Genomic DNA, 16,940 nt, shown 5'->3' on the forward strand with positions numbered 1-16,940 from the left:
AATTGTAATTTTAAAATTTAAGGTTATATAATAATTTTAAGTAATAAGATCGTCCGTAACCAAGTAAAATACCATTGCTTGCAGAAGAATGAGTTCCTCCTCCTACAGGACCATTAACGTCTACAGTTGTAACATCTAATAAGTTTCTGGCCCCTAGAGTAACCTGAAAAGTATTCTCTAAAAAAGATTTTTTTAATGAAGCATCTAACCAATTGTAAGCATTGGTAGTTGTTTTGGAAAAAGTTGGATTACCGTTAGCATCAGTTCCTGTAGCGCTATAATTTTGTTGTTCTCCCGTGTGTTTTAAAAGTACAGTTACTGCGGTATTCCATTTTTCTATTTGATAGGTACCACTAGTATTTAATTGAAAAGAATACAGAAATTTATCATCTGAGTTTACCTCATCATTAGCAACTTGAGAAATGCCTTGCACAGTAGCGCCTATATTAAACGTCCAATTATCTGCTTTTAAGCTATTATCTAATGTTACACCCCATAATTTATACGCATTAACATTTATGTATTGATACTGTAATGGCGTTTGGTTTACAATGGCTAAATCAATTTTATCTTTTACGTCTATGTAGGTAAATTTTAATGTGTTTAAAAGCGACGTATTTTTAATCCAGCTACGTTTTTTTAAATTTAAAAAAGACGTAAAACCGTTTTCTGGCTTCAAATTTTCATTACCTCTAACATCATGATTGCTATCTACAAAATAATAGTACAATTCTTCAAAATTTGGTGTACGGTAGGAGTTCCCTAGGTTTGCTCTTAACTCAAACCCATTTTTTATAAGGTAGCGTGCGCTTAAAGAACCTAAAAGTTTTGACTTAAAAATTGAATTGTATTCATAACGTAAACCTGGTCGTAAAAGAATTTTATCTAAAGCATTTATTTCTGAAGATCCAAATACTGCATAGTTGCTTTGAGACTGTTCTTTGTCTTGCTCTGTTACTTCTCCAGAAGCCTGGGTATCAAAACCTTTAATAAAACGGGCCTCATAACCCAGTTGAAAATTATAAGAATCACTTTTAATTAGGTTGTTAATACTTCCTTTAGAGAAAAAGACAGAACTAGACTGGTACACCTCATCAGTTTCATTACTTCTCTGGTTTGTAATTATATAATTATTAAACTCATTTAGGTTGCGCTTTTGTTTTTGATACGATGCAGAAGCCTTATAATTAGCACCAGAATTTAATATTCCGTTTACACTTAAATTATTTACAAATCTATTGGTAGTAAAAATTCTATCTGTTGCAGACGGATTACTAGTTTGCGATTGTGTATCTATATTAGCTCTAACGGCTGCATCATAGTAATTAACAACTTCATTTAGGTATTCAAACTTATAAAAAAGCTTAAAGTTATTTTTAGTGTAATTTAATAATGCATTAGTGTTTATTTGTGTTTTAGGCAACCAATCATATCCTCTTAAACCATCATTTTTATAATAGTCTTTGCCTTGCCTGCCATTATAAAAACCTGCAAATTCATTTCTATTTATACCAACTCTAGCAAACCAATTGTTGTTTATATTATGACCAATATTTAGTCCTTGTATGTGCTTGCCTTTGTTAAACCAAGCATACTCGTCACTAATTGTTTCTTCTTGTAAAATTGTTTGTACTTTCCAATCACTATCACTAGATTTTTTGGTGATAATATTAATAACTCCAGAAACAGCATTAGCTCCATACTCAACTCCCATTGCTCCTTCTACAATTTCAATACGCTCTACGTCATCAAGGTTTATTTGTGTTAAATCTATATTATTCCCTAGTCCACTATCACTTACCAGCGGAATATTGTCTACCAAAATATTGAAGTATTGTGCATCTAATCCAAAAAAAGAAATTGTAGATTTTCCTGTTTGTCCATTGGGAACTATTGTTAGGTTTAAATTAAAGTTTAGTATATCTGCCAAATTATTTGCTGCCTGGTTTTCTATTTGCTCTCTGTTTATTACAATAACATTATGAACCGATTTTTTTATTGATTGCGGATTATATTGTCCCGTAACAACTACTTCTTCTAACTTATTTAAGTTTATTGAGTCTTTTTTTAACTCTTGTGAGAACACAAAAACAGAGAAAAAAAGCATAAAACAAATAGACAAATATTTACTATTTAGAATCATTCCTAATAATTTTCGACAAATATATATGTTATTTTTAATCAATCTAAATAAATTTAATATTTTTGTAGGAACAAAACAGACATTACATACAAATACACAATTATGAAAAAAGTACTTTTTTTAGCCATAGCAATAATTGGCTTTAGTTTGCAAGGAATTGCACAAGACAAAAAACAATTAGACAAAGAATCTATTAAAGATATGTGTGGTTGTTTTAAAGTAAATTTTAAGTACACAGAAACTTTTGCACCAGAAATTGATTATGAAAAGCATTTAGATTATACCTCTGGAGCTTTAGAATGGGCAGAGTTAATTGAAGATGAAAACAACAAACTGTCTATACAGCACCTATTGGTAATAAAAGATACTATGGTAATTAAGCATTGGAGGCAAGATTGGTTGTATGAAAACAATCGTGTTTTTCATTACGATAAAGACAACAAGTGGGTATTTACAGAATTACCAGAAAATGAAGTAAAAGGACAATGGACACAATTAGTTTACCAAGTAGATGATAGTCCTAGATACTCTGGATCTGCAACTTGGATACATGCAAATGGCAAAAATTATTGGGAAAACAAATCTGATTCTCCATTACCAAGAAGAGAATACTCTAAAAGAAGTGATTATAATGTAATGGCAAGAGGCAACCGCCAAGAAATTACAGATTATGGCTGGTTACACGAGCAAGATAATGACAAAATTATTAGAGAAACTGGTAAGAAAGATGTTCTTTTAGCTCAGGAAAAAGGATATAACACCTATGTAAGAGTACCAGATGAGCAATGTTTAGCTGCAAAAGATTGGTGGAAAAATAATAAGAAATTTTGGGCAAAAGTTAGATCTGCTTGGGACAAAGTATACACTAAAAACAGTGAAATAGAACTTGCTAAAGCTGTAGATAAAAAACCATTATTTATGCATTTTTATGGGTTAGAAAAGAAAAATGCTAACGAAAAAGAAATACTTGCTTTAATACAAAAATTTGCATTAACCAAAACAACAGAAAATGCAACTAAAAAATAAAAGAACTACCCTACTATGTATTGCTTTTTCATTTTTGTTACTGGCGTTTACTAGCCCTCAACTACCAGAAAAATTACAAAAAAAAGTAGATGCAGCTATAAGCTTTGCTTACGGTACAGAATCTTTTAGCTTAAGCGGAATCACAAGTGATGTGATTCCGCCTAAAGATTATGTTTTTAAAATTAACACAGATACAGAGTTACTAGGTTACGCATACGTTGGACAAGCAAATAGTATGAAAAATGTATTTGACTATGTGGTGTTTGTAAACAAGGATTTAAGCATTAAAAAAACAAAGGTTTTAATTTACAGAGAAGACCACGGCAGGCAAATAGGCGCACAGCGTTGGCTAAAACAATTTATTGGTTTATCTGTAAACAAAAAACCGGTGTATGGTAAAAATGTAGACGCTATTTCTGGCGCAACTATTTCTGCAAAAAGTATGACAATTGCGGTTAAAGATGTTCTAGAAACTATTCAGAAATTAAACAATAAAAAACTTCTTTAACCTATACGATTATGAGAGACATAGACGCTATTTATTATAATGATTTTGGAATTGCCTTTCATTGGAAAAAAGAGACTAAAAATTACCGAAGTAAAATACAAGTGGTGTTTAGAGATACTGGTTTTTTACTTACCCATAAAGAACTAATACGTTTTGCAGAGCATGTACAAAACACTATGAACTCTAATGCCGTTTGCAGTTGTTGCGCTAAAAAAAAATCGTGCAGAGCTATGTTGTTAGAAACTCCCGTGCCACAAGTTAGTTTGGCTGTTAGCCCTAATGAGCTAAAAGCGATAAACGACTTAATTGAGGGCACTATTTTTCAGTTAAACATAGATAATTTTTTAAGTGACATATGTAACAATTAAGTTTAGTAACTCTTTGTTAATTGTAATACATTTACACTAACTAAACAGTTATAAAATGGATCCGTACGCTGCACTACGCTACAAAGAATTTAATACTTTTTTACTAGTTAGGTTTGCTATGGTATTTGCGTGGTCTATGCAATTTATAGTTATAGAGTGGCAAGTGTACTCCTTAACTAAAGATCCGCTTTCGTTAGGTGTAATTGGACTTATGGAAGTGATACCAGCTGTGTCTATGGCTCTATTTGCAGGACATATTGTAGATCAAAAAGAAAAAAGAAACCTTTTAATTAAATGTATTTTAGGTTTTTCAGTAATTAGCTTTGGTTTGTTTGTAATTAGTATGCCAAATGTAATAGCACAAACTACTACCAAAACAATTTTATACATTACCTATTTTTTAGTTTTTTTAGGCGGCTTGGTACGTGCGTTTTTAGGCCCTACTATTTTTTCGTTAATTGCCTTAATTGTTCCAAAAAAAATATACCCAAATGCTGCTACATGGAGTAGTACTACTTGGCAAATGGCATCAGTTTTAGGTCCAGCTTTAGCTGGCTTTTTTATAAGTTGGATTGGTGTACACTGGTCTATGTGTGTAATTTTTGGGTTTTCGTTATTTGCTTTAATTGTATTACTCCAAATTCCTAAAAAACCTATTCTTAACCCTAAAATAGGTGAACCAGTTTTTAGGAGTTTAAAAGAAGGACTAACCTTTGTTTTTAAAACCAAAGCAGTATTAGGCGCATTAACTTTAGATATGATTGCAGTGCTATTTGGTGGCGCTGTTGCGCTATTACCTGTTTTTGCACAAGATATTTTACAAGTAGGCTCAGAAGGCTTTGGAGTATTAAGAGCCGCACCGGCTGTGGGGGCAGCGTTAATGATGTTAATGTCTACCCGTTTTCCTTTACACAAATTTGCTGGTAAAAAACTACTACTTGCTGTATTTGCCTTTGGTATTTGTATTATTGTGTTTGGACTGTCTACCTACTTTTGGGTGTCTGTTGCCGCCTTATTTTTTAGTGGTGCTGTAGACGGTGTTTCTATGATTATAAGGCAAACTATTTTGCAACTTAAAACACCAGACCATATGCGTGGCAGAGTAGCCTCTGTAAATTCTATGTTTGTAGGCTCTTCTAATGAGCTTGGTGCTTTTGAAAGCGGACTTACAGCCAAACTTATGGGTACTGTAACCGCAGTGGTTTTTGGTGGAACTATGACTTTGATTACCGTAGGTGCTACTGCTATTTTTTCACCTAGCTTTAGAAAATTAGACCTAAGTAAAGATGTAGAAGAGCACCAAAAAGAAGAATAATTTTGCTTTAATATTCTAGCCTTTAAACAAAATAAATCCCTATATTTTTACGTTTAATACAGGATAAAAAACTGGCTAAATTTGCACTACAGCTCATAAACAGGCAGTTATCAACCTACATAAAAAAATGAGAATATTATTTACGGTATGTTTTGTAGTACTTGTTAGTGCAATTGGCTCTGCACAAAATTTGGTTAAAAACTCTAGCTTTGAAGATTATAAACATTGCCCAGAAGACATTGGTAAATTTAGTGGTAACGTTCTAGATTGGTCTGCACTACAAGGCACTACAGATTACTTAAACTCTTGTAGCAGAACTGTTGGTTTTTTAAATCATAACGGAAAACAAATAGCCCGAAGCGGTTTTGCTTACGCTGGCATTTTTACCTATTCTAACAAAGATTATAGAGAATACATACAAGGTTCTTTAAGTGAAAAGCTAGAAAAAGACAAAAAGTACATTGTTACCTTTTATGTAAGCTTAGCGGATTATGCTACGCTTGCAATTTCTGATTTTAGTATTGTTTTTAGTAACAAACCTATTGCTGGTTCTGCCATAACAAACAGTAAAAAAACCTTAGTTACACACAAAACACTGTCTAAAATTAATGGTTTGGTATACGACCATTACATGCAGGTAGATCCTATTTTTTATAAAAGCAAACAAATTTGGATGCAAGTTTACATACCTTTTACCGCTAAAGGGTATGAAACTAATTTTACCATTGGAAATTTTGCTAGTAATAGTAGAACGCAAAAAATGAAGGTTTCTGAAGTAAACGAAAAAGATTTCTCATACTACTACATAGATGATGTTAGCGTTGAAGCAAAAGACCGAGAATTGCCTCCTTTATATGCTGAAACTGTACCACAAAAAGCAGATGCTACACCAAAAATAGAGCGCAATAAAGTATACACGTTTAAAAATGTTTTATTTGAGTTTAACAAGGCCGATTTATTAACTGCCTCTGAAGAAGAAATAAATGTACTTGCTACTATTTTACGTAACAATAACAAGCTTTCTATAGAGATTTATGGGCATACCGATGCTGTTGGTTCTAAAGAACGTAACTTAGAACTTAGTAACCAACGTGCTAAAGCTGTAGCGAGCTATTTAATTGATAGCGGAATTGATGAAAACCGTGTAAAATGGATAGGATATGGCAGTAGCAAACCTATTGCAGATAACACTACTGAAGAAGGCCGTACACAAAACAGAAGGGTAGAGTTTAAGATGCTAGAAAATTAATTTTCTAACTTTTCTAAACTTAATTGTTCGCCATTAAAAACTGCGTAGGTATAGTAACCAATCCAGTCGCCAAGGTTAATGTAGGTAGATTTTCCGTTTAGGTCTATAGTCATTGGTAAATGACGGTGTCCAAAAACAAAATAATCGTAATGTTTGGTTTCTAATTTACGTTTTGCATATTGCACCAACCACTCATTATCTTCGCCTAAAAACTTTACATCATCATCACCAGAAATTGCTTTGTTTTTTACTGAAAAATATTGTGCTAAAGACACTCCAATATCTGGATGCAACCACCTGTAAAACCATTTAGAAACAGGGTTTGTAAACACCTTTTTCATTCTTTTATACCCTTTATCATGTGGTCCTAAACCATCTCCGTGACCAATAAAAAATGACGTATTATTAAATAAAAACTGTTGTGGTGTGTGGTAAACTGGTATATTTAATTCTTCTTCAAAATAACCATCCATCCAAAGATCATGATTACCTACAAAATAATACACTGGTATTCCCGCATCAGTAAGTTCTGCTAGCTTACCTAAAGTTCTGGTAAAACCTTTAGGAACCACTGTTTTATACTCAAACCAAAAATCAAACATATCTCCTAGTAAAAAAATTGCAGCAGCATCTTTTTTAACCTCATCTAACCAAGCTACAAACTTTTTTTCTCTTGGCTTGCTTTCTGCCATAGTAGGCGCACCCAAGTGATTGTCACTTGCAAAGTATACTTTTTTACCTTTAGGAATTGTAATTTTTTTCATTGCTAGTAAAGATACGTAAACAGATTTTTTTAGTTATCTGCCGCGTACCATTCTGCAAAAGAAGAGTCTGTTTCTTGCAGTTTTAAAGAGTGTAAACTAATATTTTCTGGCAATCTGGCTTTAATTTTTGCTGCAAAATCTATCACCATATTTTCACTAGTTGGTTGGTAATCTGCAAGTATTACACTGTGTCCTCTTTGCATTAACTCATTTGCCAACTCTATATGTGGTGTGTTTTTATTAAAAACCGTAGCATGGTCATACACATCTACAATTTCTTCTTTAACTATCTTTTTAAGATCGCCAAAATCTATAACCATTCCCCATTTTACATTTGTATTGTCTGCTATTGGAGAACCTATAACGGTAACAGATAATTTATAACTATGTCCGTGTACATTTCTACATTTACCATCATAACCATATAATGCATGACCGGTTTCAAAACTAAACTGTTTTGTTATTCTAATATTACTCATAGTTACTTATTTGCACTGCAAAGGTATTATTTTACGGCAGATGTTTTTACTTAAGAACAAATAAAATCTCTACCAAATAGTTAATTAAGACCATAACAATTGTCTTTTTTTCTAATGATAGAGATTTATAAGCTTACTTTACAACTAGTTTAGCGCTTAAAAAACGCTGTTATAAAGCTATTTGTTTCTGATTTTCTATTCAAAAAAAGTAACGGCACCAGAATTAATATCATACATTGCACCCACTATTTTAATTTCGCCTTTGCTTTGCATTTCTGCTAAAACTTCACTTTCTGCAACAATCCTGTCTATAGTAAGTTGTACGTTTTTAGCTGCTACATTATCTACAAACTCTAAGTTTTTAGAGTTACGTAAGCTTTCATCTGCAGGTTCTGATACTGCTTCTACTGCAGGCTTAATTTTACTTAACATTGCTGTTAAATTACCTAATTCTGCATTATCACAAGCTCCTTTTACTGCGCCACAGCTAGTATGACCTAAAACTACAATTAGCTTTGTACCAGCTAATTTACAGCCAAACTCCATACTACCTAAAATATCTTCGTTTACAAAGTTACCAGCAATACGCACACTAAAAATATCTCCTAAACCTTGATCAAAAACCAATTCTGCAGATACTCTAGAGTCTATACAACTTAAAATAGTAGCAAACGGAAACTGACCTTCACTAGTATCATTAACTTGTTCTAATAAATTACGGTTTGCCTTTAAATTACTCTGAAATCTTTGGTTTCCTTCTTTTAAAAATTGCAAAGACTTCTCTGGGGTCATTGTTGCTTGCGTTTCTTTAGTATGTGCTTTCATATATTATATTTTTTTATTAAAATTTATGTTTTTACTATGTATTGGCATATAGGATTAAAGATACATTTGTTTTATCTATTACGTTATGCAAACCTTTAGTAGCCCTATTTACGCACAATAAGTTTACATTGCTTTTTACCAAACAATTAGATATCTTTTGAATTTCATTGTCTCCTTGCTCAAAAACATAGGTTACTTCATCATTAGCGCTTTGTGTATGCGCTACATTGTATCCTTTTTCTACTACAGAAAAAGAGGTTAATGGTTGTTTACTATGTTTAATTAAATCCTGGGTAAATTTTAAATTTAATTCTTCTTTATTTTTATTTAAAACCCCTAATGCTAATGTATCTATAGGCTTAACGGCACCATCATTAGCAGCAATCATAATTATACCTTTGTAATTTTTAAGAACAAACTCTGTGATGTGATCACCAATAATATTTATCATTTTCGGCTTTCTTTTTCCTAAAACAATAATATCTGGTTGTTGCTCTTCTATTTGTCTGGCAATTTCGTTTTTAACGTTCCCAAAGGCAAAACTATGATTAATTTTAATGTTTTGTATTTTAGAAATTGGTTTAGTTATAGCACTAATAATACGGTCTGTACTATTGTACTGCTCATTAATAGCACGCATAGCAGACAGTTGGTTGTCTCTAACAACTACATCAGATGCTTTTTTTACATGGAAAAAAGAGACATCTCCGTTTATCATTTTTGCAAGGTTAACAGTACTTTTTACAGTAGATACTGTTGACTTTTTTAAATCTGATAATACAAGAATTTTATATTTCTTTTTTAACATAGTAACTAGCTTAAACTAATTTTAGATTTTGGTCTTAGTTTAAAAAATTCTATGAAACTATCTGGGTTTTCTACTATACCCCTTTTAGATATTAGTTTAATATCAATATTACGTTCTTTTGCTTTAAAGGCAAAATCTTCTAAAATTTCAATAATATCATAATCTAAATACCTGGTTTTAGTAACATCAAATTCTAAATAGGTGTTTTCAGGTAAACTATCTAACTCTTTTAAAATAGCTCCTTTGTTAAAAAAGGTAACTTCTTCTGCAAGAGACATTTTAATTTTGTTCCTGCCATTACTATTATCTTCTATGTGCAAAAAGTGAGAGTTTTGGTAACTTTTAAGTAAAATTACAACTATACCAACAGCTAAACCTAAGCCTATACCTATTAATAAATCTGTAAAAACAATACCTGCTACTGTTACAAAAAATGGGATAGACTGTTTCCAACCTAATTTGTACATTTTAGCAAACAATGCTGGTTTAGCCAACTTATAGCCTACAATTAATAAAATTGCTGCTAATACAGATAATGGAATCATATTTAACAACTTAGGAATAAGCACTACAGATATTAATAACAAAAATCCGTGTAAAATGGCAGACATTTTTGTTTTTGCATTAGACTGTATGTTTGCAGAACTCCTTACAATTACTTGTGTAATTGGCAAACCACCAATTAAACCGGAAATGATATTACCTGTACCTTGCGCCAACAACTCTCTGTTTGTAGGAGTTACGCTTTTTTCTGGGTCTAGTTTATCTGTAGCTTCTACACACAACAAAGTTTCTAAACTGGCAACTAAAGCAATAGTAAAAGCCGTAACCCAAATTGCAGGATTAGTAATTGCCGAAAAGTTTGGAAAACTAAACTGCCCAAGAAAAGAATCAAAACTATCTGGCACAGGCACACTTACTAAATGTGCAGTTGAAATTGCTAAAGCATCGTTAGTTTGTGTTACTGCGTAAAATATAATACCAACGGCAACAGCTACTAGTGGACCTTGTATTACCTCAAAAAACTTTCCTTTTTTAACAAGAACATTACTCCAAAGTAATAATATACCTAAACTTATAAGACCTACTACTGTAGGACCAACTGCTATATTATCAAAAATATTGAATATAGCAGAAAATGTATTTTCACCAGAAGCCTCTATAAAACTATCTGCACCTTCTGGTTCTGCGTCATAACCAAAAAAGTGCGGAATTTGTTTTAAAATAATAATGATACCAATACCTGTAAGCATCCCTTTAATTACAGAAGAAGGAAAGTAATACCCAATAATACCAGCTTTTAAAAACCCAAAAACCAATTGTATTACACCTCCTAAAACAACTGCTACCAAAAAGTTTTCATAACCTCCTAATGAGCCAATTGCAGTTAATACAATAGCTGCTAAACCTGCAGCAGGACCACTAACTCCAACTCTAGAACCACTTAGGCCTCCTACTATAATACCACCAATTATACCGGCAATTAAACCTGAAAAAAGTGGCGCTCCACTTGCTAATGCAATACCTAAACATAATGGTAATGCAACAAAGAATACGACAATACTAGCTGGTAAGTCGCTTTTTAAATTTTTAAACATATACATAGTACTTTTTGCCTCTTGAGTTTATTTTTGTCAAGAGGGTATTAATTAAATTAATGACAACTACACTGCGGCGCGTAGTTAAAGTTTACTTATGCTACGTGAAACTCGGGAGGAGGTGAAACAAGGTTAATTAGTGGTCTAGGATATTTTTTATCTGAATATCCTTGAGTTTCCCTTTTTAAAACGTAAGACACGTTTGTTTCAGAAAAATTATCTACGCTTAAATACTTTTTAGCGCAATTATCTTCTTCTTCAGAAAACGAATAAAATGCAGAAATATCTATAGTATCGTTTACCATAGTAATTATTGTTGGCGCAGATAAAAACGCCAAGAATAATAGAGTAAAAAATATAGATATTATCTTTTTATACATTTATTTTAAAAATCTGAAGTATACAAATATAAATTAAAAGGTACTATATAAAAATAGCTAATCCTAAAAAAAATGTTAATAAAAATATTTTTTTAAACAACCCTAACTTCTATTTTTTAAGTTATTTAAAAATAAAACCTAATAATAGGGTTATTTTCTTTTGTACTTTTTACTGTTTCTAACTCTGTTAAAAATATAAACACCTACTACAAATAATGCTAGTAATGGAAATACAATATCTCCGCCCATAATCTTCTTATTTTTTAATTCTTTTTATTTTTAATGATAAAAGACACCATTGCTGCTGTTACCACTCCCATAGATAACGCAGTAAATATCCCTTGTCGTATATAATTGTTAATATTAAAATATTCTTTTGCGTTTTCTTGAGTCATTTTTCCTGCACCTACAATGTACGTTGTAATATTAGAAAAATACTCTGGAGAAATATATACCTGGGTTATGTATTGTGTTGCCGGACTTAATACAGCTATTACTGCACTTAAAACAATACCGCTAATAAAACCCTCTTTCCAGGTAATTACACCTTTATAATCTGTTTGTTTTTTATCTCTTAAAGCTAAAACATATAGTACAATAGCCACTATACCAAATAAGTTAGTATATATTAAGTGCTTACTAACGTGGTCTGTATGCCAGCCCAATTGTTTTTCTATATATGCCCATAAAAGTGCAAAACCAGTAAAGATAAAACCCCATTTTATCTCTGTTTTAAACTTATTCATAAAAGTTTATTTTCTGTATTTTGATAATGCATTTTTAGTAAAATCTGACAATACTAATTTACCAGAAATTATTGCTCTTTCTTTTAACAAGTCATCCCAATTTTCTGTTCCTTGCCACAATATTGTTTTCATTTCTTGCAAGGCTTCTGGGTTATATGACGCCAATTTTTCTGTAAAAATCTCAATCTCTTTATCCATTTCTTTAATAGAACCAAACACCTTAGCAAACAAACCTTTGTCTTTTGCCCAATATGCACTTTGCCAATCTGTAGCAGCTAAAGATAGTTCTGCTAAACCACTTTTACCAACTTTGCGTTCTACTGCCGGAGCAATTACAAATGGGCCAATACCTATAGATAGTTCAGACAATTTAATAGATGCCGCCTCTGTAGCAAAAGCATAATCACAAGCTGCAGCTAAACCAACACCGCCACCAACTGTTTTGCCTTGTACACGCCCAACTATTAGTTTTTTGCATTTGCGCATAGCGTTAATAACATTTGCAAAACCACTAAAAAATTGTTGCCCTTCTTCTAAGTTGGTCACTTCCATTAACTCATCAAATGAAGCACCTGCACAAAAAGCTTTTTCTCCTTCAGACTTTAAAACAATAACATTAACTGTTTGGTCTCCTGATAGTTTTAAAATTTCTTTCGTTAACCTATCTAACAATTCTGCCACAAATGAGTTACTTGCCGGATGCCCAAATTCTATTGTTGCTATTTTATTATCTATACTGGTATATAAACTACCATTTGTTCTTGTTGTGCCCATAAAACCTTTTTACTATGTAAAAACCAAAATTACGCTTTTTGTAACAGGGGACGAAACTTTGTAATGAATTTAACCACCAATGCACCACCTCTTATTAGCATCCAAACCACAAAAGACAACCAAATTCCTGTAAAGCCCCAACCTAACTCTTTACTTAGGTTTAACATAGGTATAAAACCTAAAAAAGTAGCATCTAAAAGTGTGTCTCTAAGGTATTTCATTTCCCCTAAACCTTTAAAAAGTCCGTCTAACACAAAAGCTACAGCATTAATTGGTAAGCTTAAAATTATAATATAAAAAACAGCATAAAAAGTATCTAAAGCCACTTGTTCATTAGAAAAAATTCTGCCTATAGGATAGTAAAAAGCAAAACCTAACAGCATTAACACAACACTTACAGTTACTCCATACTGCATTATTTTTTTTGCTAAAAGCCAAAGGTTATTATAATCTTTTGCTCCCAGTAATTTACCTCCTATAATATTACCTGCTGCGCCATAACCATCTATAAAAAAAGCAGAAAACAACCATACATTTATAGCTATTGTGTGTGCCCCAATAAACCTATCTCCCAAATCTGTTGCCTCCCTTACTGCTAAAACCAATGCAATATTTAAAGACAATGCACGTACAAATAAGTTTAAACTCATAATTACCAAACGTCCCAGCTCTGGGTGTATAGGAAAACGTAGCCTTAGACTAATATCTGTTTTTAAAACCAATAAAAAGAAGGCTATTATTGCCATAACTGCTTGTGAAACTAAGCTTGCCCACGCAGCACCATCTAAATACATTGGCTCTAAAACGCCTTGTATGCCGTACACAAAAATATAATCTAAAAATATATTTAATACAGCCCCAATTAGGGCTATTACCATTGGCCAACTTGTATTTTGCAAGCCTCTAAAAATGCCCATTACTGCAAACGTAAATAAGGTTAAAGGAAACCCCCAAACTCTAATACCATAATAAGACACACAAAATTCTAAAATTTTATCTTTTGCCTTTAAGAACACAAATATTTCTTCTATAACAAAAACAGTAGAAAGCAGTATAATAATACTAAGTAGTATGTTAAAAAAAATAGCTTGTACAGGTAATGTTTTAACCTCGTTTAAACGGCCAGCTCCTAAATATTGAGATATTATAGCAGAAATAGCACTTCTGGTTTGCCCAAGAATCCAAATAAGCATAGATAAAAAAGAGCCTACAATACCTGCTGCTGCCAAAGACTCTAGTCCAAACTTAGGAATATTGCCAACAATAGCTGCATCTGTAATAGATAATAATGGCTCTGATATACCCGCAATTGTAGCCGGTATAGCTAGCTTATTTATGTTTTTAAGATTTACAATTTTATTCAAAAAAAAGTGGATTTTATAAAACTAGTTCAAAACAATGAAAAGGATGTTCGCTTTGCTTAGGAAAAAATATATCCCCTAATTTTTTATAGCCTCTGGTTAGGTAAAAATTAACATTGCGTTTGTTTATGCTAAATGTATCTAAACGTACAGATAAAAAACCATTACTTTTTGCGTATGATTCTGCAAAATTCATCAACTTTTGTGCATAACCTTGGCCTTGGTAATCTGGGTGCACAGATAATCTGTGTATGTACAAGTTAGCTTCATTACTTGTTAGCCATTTAATTGGTATGTACTCATCATCCATATGCGTAGAGAGTACAATGGTTCCTATTATTTTTTTATCAACCTCTAAAACAAAAAGTTCTTCTTGTGCAATATCATGCAAAAAAGCCTGTTTACTTGGGTAGTGCTCGTTCCATTGGTAAATACCATTTTTAATCATAAAAGCTGCACAAGCTTTTGTAACCGTAATAATTTTATCAATTTCTGATTTTTTTGCTAAACGAATCATTAGAGGTATAAATTAAATTGTAAATTTAGAGTATAAAATACAACTGATAAAATGTACTAGTATTTTTAATTGGCCATTAACCAAGCCAATAATGTGCAGATCTAGTAACCTAATTAAACTGAAAAAAGAGAAAAATGAAGAACATATTGGTTCCTATAGGAACATCTACAGAAAATCATGAAACATTACAATATGCCGTAGATTTTGCTAAAAATTTTGACGCCACTATTTATGTAATGGAAATTTTTAATGTAATATCTGCTGGTGCCGGTAGTTTAGCAAATGCTACAGATAAAATAGAAAAAAACAGCAGAGAACAATTGTTAGATGTTATACATAAGGTTGATAAAAAAGGAACTGAAATAAAAATAGCCACCTACCAAGGTGATATTATTGAAGGCTTAAAAAAAATAGACAAGCAATATTTAGGAATAGACTTAATTATTATGGCTCCTAGAAGTAATGATGTTAATGAAGGTAATTACCTAGGCAACACTTCTGGTAAAATTATTAAGCAAACAGATATTCCTACTTTAATAGTTCCTAAAGGTTATGTGTTTAAGCCTGTAACCTCTATACTTACCGCATTTAAATCTGGTATTTTAAAACGAAAAAGAATACTAAACCCGTTAATTACCATTAAAAAGAAATTTAACTGTACTGTAAATTTGTTATTGGTAAAAACTCCTGGCTATACAGATGATGACTTAAAAGTAGATACAGCACTTTTAGATATTAGCTCTAAAATGACACTTACAGAAAATGCAACTACGTACCTTGGTGTGTTAGAGCACTTTTTAACCAAACAACCAGATATGTTGTGTGTTTTTAGAAGAAAACGAGGCTTTTTTAAAAAATTATGGGAGAAAAATACCATAGCAAAGGCAGAGTTTTTTGCACCTGTACCAGTGTTAGTATTAAGCGTTAAAAAAGATTAAGTTTTTTACTTGGGGGATTAGCTCAGCTGGCTAGAGCGCTTGCCTGGCAGGCAAGAGGTCACCGGTTCGACTCCGGTATTCTCCACAAAAAAACAATTTTATTAAAAAACCCCTTTACTAAACGTAAAGGGGTTTTTAATTGTAGATTTCAATAAATTAATGCTTAGTTATTAACTTCTGTTGGTCTCTAAAATAGCTTGGTGTATAGCCCATTTTACGTTTAAAAGTTCTATTAAAGTTAGATATGTTGTTAAAACCACTATCAAAACAAATTTCGTTTATAGAGCGTTCTGTCTCTATAAGTAGCCTTGCTGCATGCCCCAAGCGTAAATCACTAACATAGTCTGAGAATGATGAATTTGTACTTTTTTTAAAAAAATGACTAAATGCAGACTCAGACATATTTACCAAACTTGCCACATCTTTTAAAGGTATTTTTTGATGCAAATTTTCTTTTATATAATTATTTACCTTCTCTATTCTTCTGCTTTTATGTATGGTATAATGGTCTACATAAGAATGGGATGCCAACATTTTTGTATTGCGTGCAATAGACAAATCATACAAAATAGATAAAAAGTTAAGTAAGGAATCAAAATCCTGAGACTCGGACAAACGCAATATTTTTGGTTTTAAAACTGCTATTGTTTCTTTAGAAAATAAAATACCTCTTTTAGATTTTTCTATTAAATCCCTTATAGGCAACATTAATTTTCTGTTTAATGCTAGTTCAGATAAAAACTTTTCATGAAACTGTACGGTTACCACATGTGCATTTGTGTTTTTGTCTTCACCTGTCCAAGCATGCGGAGTATTAGGGCCAACCAAAACCAAATCGTTATTAACATACTCTTGTATAGAGTCTCCAATAATTCTTTTCCCCGATGAATTTAACACCAAATTAAGTTCTAATTCTGGATGAAAATGAACGGGAAAATCAAACTTTGCAGAATGATGATTTAATACAATAAAAAAATCATCTTCAGATATTGGTACCAGTTCTCTTAAAATACGCGCTTCTTTATTCATAATAGTATCAAATCATATTTGTAAAAAATAAGCCATCAATTATATTAAAATGTAAATAAATGACTACATTTTTTATCAAATTAAATAAAAATAACTTAAAAACTACTTATAA

At 31.9% G+C, this 16,940-nt stretch carries 18 protein-coding genes and 1 tRNA gene; 7 read left to right on the forward strand and 12 right to left on the reverse strand.

Translation table 11 applies throughout. The features are described from left to right. Positions 1-10: 10 nt before the first annotated feature. A complete protein-coding gene (locus PBN93_RS05865) occupies positions 11-2,143 on the reverse strand; it encodes a TonB-dependent receptor plug domain-containing protein (protein ID WP_271081662.1) in 2,133 nt (710 codons plus the stop codon). Positions 2,144-2,245: 102 nt separating this feature from the next. Here PBN93_RS05865 and PBN93_RS05870 point away from each other — a divergent pair, with 102 nt between their 5' ends. The 5 genes from PBN93_RS05870 to PBN93_RS05890 all read left to right on the forward strand — a co-directional run bounded on the left by PBN93_RS05870 (position 2,246) and on the right by PBN93_RS05890 (position 6,609). Further along, on the forward strand, positions 2,246-3,169 hold the full coding sequence (locus PBN93_RS05870; protein ID WP_271081663.1) for a DUF6607 family protein: 924 nt from the start codon (positions 2,246-2,248) through the stop codon (positions 3,167-3,169). After that, a complete protein-coding gene (locus tag PBN93_RS05875; RefSeq protein ID WP_271081664.1) occupies positions 3,153-3,677 on the forward strand; it encodes an FMN-binding protein in 525 nt (174 codons plus the stop codon). The genes PBN93_RS05870 and PBN93_RS05875 overlap by 17 nt, the downstream gene beginning before the upstream one ends. A gap of 11 nt (positions 3,678-3,688) precedes the next feature. Then, on the forward strand, positions 3,689-4,045 hold the full coding sequence (locus tag PBN93_RS05880; RefSeq protein WP_077405287.1) for a hypothetical protein: 357 nt from the start codon (positions 3,689-3,691) through the stop codon (positions 4,043-4,045). A gap of 55 nt (positions 4,046-4,100) precedes the next feature. Further along, positions 4,101-5,360: an MFS transporter gene (locus PBN93_RS05885; protein ID WP_077405290.1), complete on the forward strand. Its 1,260-nt coding sequence runs from the start codon at positions 4,101-4,103 to the stop codon at positions 5,358-5,360. A 127-nt stretch (positions 5,361-5,487) separates the two neighbouring features. After that, a complete protein-coding gene (locus PBN93_RS05890) occupies positions 5,488-6,609 on the forward strand; it encodes an OmpA family protein (protein WP_077405293.1) in 1,122 nt (373 codons plus the stop codon). Here the strand turns inward: PBN93_RS05890 and PBN93_RS05895 are convergent. The 10 genes from PBN93_RS05895 to PBN93_RS05940 form a co-directional block, all read right to left on the reverse strand. After that, positions 6,606-7,373 carry a UDP-2,3-diacylglucosamine diphosphatase gene (locus tag PBN93_RS05895; protein WP_077405296.1) on the reverse strand — a complete coding sequence of 256 codons (768 nt, stop codon included), beginning with the start codon at positions 7,371-7,373 and terminating at the stop codon, positions 6,606-6,608. The two genes, PBN93_RS05890 and PBN93_RS05895, sit on opposite strands and share 4 nt — an antisense overlap. A 29-nt stretch (positions 7,374-7,402) precedes the next feature. Beyond that, entirely contained in the window at positions 7,403-7,852 is a 450-nt protein-coding gene (locus PBN93_RS05900) for a 6-pyruvoyl trahydropterin synthase family protein (RefSeq protein WP_077405299.1), read from the reverse strand. A gap of 195 nt (positions 7,853-8,047) precedes the next feature. Next, the gene (locus PBN93_RS05905) at positions 8,048-8,677 is read right to left on the reverse strand and encodes a carbonic anhydrase family protein (RefSeq protein WP_077405302.1); all 630 of its coding nucleotides are present in this window, start codon (positions 8,675-8,677) and stop codon (positions 8,048-8,050) included. A gap of 34 nt (positions 8,678-8,711) precedes the next feature. Beyond that, the gene (locus PBN93_RS05910) at positions 8,712-9,485 is read right to left on the reverse strand and encodes a universal stress protein (protein WP_077405305.1); all 774 of its coding nucleotides are present in this window, start codon (positions 9,483-9,485) and stop codon (positions 8,712-8,714) included. A gap of 5 nt (positions 9,486-9,490) precedes the next feature. Next, the gene (locus PBN93_RS05915; RefSeq protein ID WP_077405308.1) at positions 9,491-11,083 is read right to left on the reverse strand and encodes a SulP family inorganic anion transporter; all 1,593 of its coding nucleotides are present in this window, start codon (positions 11,081-11,083) and stop codon (positions 9,491-9,493) included. A 95-nt stretch (positions 11,084-11,178) separates the two neighbouring features. Continuing rightward, the gene (locus PBN93_RS05920; protein ID WP_171974511.1) at positions 11,179-11,388 is read right to left on the reverse strand and encodes a hypothetical protein; all 210 of its coding nucleotides are present in this window, start codon (positions 11,386-11,388) and stop codon (positions 11,179-11,181) included. A 338-nt stretch (positions 11,389-11,726) separates the two neighbouring features. Next, positions 11,727-12,209 (reverse strand): DUF4199 domain-containing protein, encoded by a 483-nt coding sequence (locus PBN93_RS05925; protein WP_077404107.1) that lies wholly within the window; start codon positions 12,207-12,209, stop codon positions 11,727-11,729. Between the two features lie 6 nt (positions 12,210-12,215). Continuing rightward, positions 12,216-12,983, reverse strand: a complete 768-nt coding sequence (locus PBN93_RS05930; protein ID WP_271081665.1) for an enoyl-CoA hydratase/isomerase family protein — start codon at positions 12,981-12,983, stop codon at positions 12,216-12,218. A gap of 29 nt (positions 12,984-13,012) precedes the next feature. Further along, the gene (locus PBN93_RS05935; RefSeq protein ID WP_077404112.1) at positions 13,013-14,347 is read right to left on the reverse strand and encodes an MATE family efflux transporter; all 1,335 of its coding nucleotides are present in this window, start codon (positions 14,345-14,347) and stop codon (positions 13,013-13,015) included. Positions 14,348-14,360: 13 nt separating this feature from the next. After that, positions 14,361-14,861 carry a GNAT family N-acetyltransferase gene (locus PBN93_RS05940; RefSeq protein ID WP_271081666.1) on the reverse strand — a complete coding sequence of 167 codons (501 nt, stop codon included), beginning with the start codon at positions 14,859-14,861 and terminating at the stop codon, positions 14,361-14,363. 134 nt (positions 14,862-14,995) lie between these two features. Between PBN93_RS05940 and PBN93_RS05945 the strand changes: the two genes are divergently transcribed. Next, complete coding sequence (locus PBN93_RS05945) at positions 14,996-15,799, forward strand: universal stress protein (RefSeq protein ID WP_077404118.1); 804 nt, start codon at positions 14,996-14,998, stop codon at positions 15,797-15,799. An 11-nt stretch (positions 15,800-15,810) separates the two neighbouring features. Then, a tRNA-Ala gene (locus PBN93_RS05950) sits at positions 15,811-15,884 on the forward strand. A 71-nt stretch (positions 15,885-15,955) separates the two neighbouring features. Here PBN93_RS05950 and PBN93_RS05955 read toward each other — a convergent pair. Continuing rightward, positions 15,956-16,828: an AraC family transcriptional regulator gene (locus tag PBN93_RS05955; RefSeq protein WP_077404121.1), complete on the reverse strand. Its 873-nt coding sequence runs from the start codon at positions 16,826-16,828 to the stop codon at positions 15,956-15,958. Between the last annotated feature and the right edge of the window lie 112 nt (positions 16,829-16,940).

This window comes from Cellulophaga omnivescoria (assembly GCF_027915275.1).
Lineage (GTDB): Bacteria > Bacteroidota > Bacteroidia > Flavobacteriales > Flavobacteriaceae > Cellulophaga > Cellulophaga omnivescoria.

Coding starts and splice junctions, on each gene's coding strand:
- PBN93_RS05865 (WP_271081662.1), bottom strand. CDS start 2,143: ATGATTCTAAATAGTAAATATTTGTCTATTTGTTTTATGCTTTTTTTC.
- PBN93_RS05870 (WP_271081663.1), top strand. CDS start 2,246: ATGAAAAAAGTACTTTTTTTAGCCATAGCAATAATTGGCTTTAGTTTG.
- PBN93_RS05875 (WP_271081664.1), top strand. CDS start 3,153: ATGCAACTAAAAAATAAAAGAACTACCCTACTATGTATTGCTTTTTCA.
- PBN93_RS05880 (WP_077405287.1), top strand. CDS start 3,689: ATGAGAGACATAGACGCTATTTATTATAATGATTTTGGAATTGCCTTT.
- PBN93_RS05885 (WP_077405290.1), top strand. CDS start 4,101: ATGGATCCGTACGCTGCACTACGCTACAAAGAATTTAATACTTTTTTA.
- PBN93_RS05890 (WP_077405293.1), top strand. CDS start 5,488: ATGAGAATATTATTTACGGTATGTTTTGTAGTACTTGTTAGTGCAATT.
- PBN93_RS05895 (WP_077405296.1), bottom strand. CDS start 7,373: ATGAAAAAAATTACAATTCCTAAAGGTAAAAAAGTATACTTTGCAAGT.
- PBN93_RS05900 (WP_077405299.1), bottom strand. CDS start 7,852: ATGAGTAATATTAGAATAACAAAACAGTTTAGTTTTGAAACCGGTCAT.
- PBN93_RS05905 (WP_077405302.1), bottom strand. CDS start 8,677: ATGAAAGCACATACTAAAGAAACGCAAGCAACAATGACCCCAGAGAAG.
- PBN93_RS05910 (WP_077405305.1), bottom strand. CDS start 9,485: ATGTTAAAAAAGAAATATAAAATTCTTGTATTATCAGATTTAAAAAAG.
- PBN93_RS05915 (WP_077405308.1), bottom strand. CDS start 11,083: ATGTTTAAAAATTTAAAAAGCGACTTACCAGCTAGTATTGTCGTATTC.
- PBN93_RS05920 (WP_171974511.1), bottom strand. CDS start 11,388: ATGGTAAACGATACTATAGATATTTCTGCATTTTATTCGTTTTCTGAA.
- PBN93_RS05925 (WP_077404107.1), bottom strand. CDS start 12,209: ATGAATAAGTTTAAAACAGAGATAAAATGGGGTTTTATCTTTACTGGT.
- PBN93_RS05930 (WP_271081665.1), bottom strand. CDS start 12,983: ATGGGCACAACAAGAACAAATGGTAGTTTATATACCAGTATAGATAAT.
- PBN93_RS05940 (WP_271081666.1), bottom strand. CDS start 14,861: ATGATTCGTTTAGCAAAAAAATCAGAAATTGATAAAATTATTACGGTT.
- PBN93_RS05945 (WP_077404118.1), top strand. CDS start 14,996: ATGAAGAACATATTGGTTCCTATAGGAACATCTACAGAAAATCATGAA.
- PBN93_RS05955 (WP_077404121.1), bottom strand. CDS start 16,828: ATGAATAAAGAAGCGCGTATTTTAAGAGAACTGGTACCAATATCTGAA.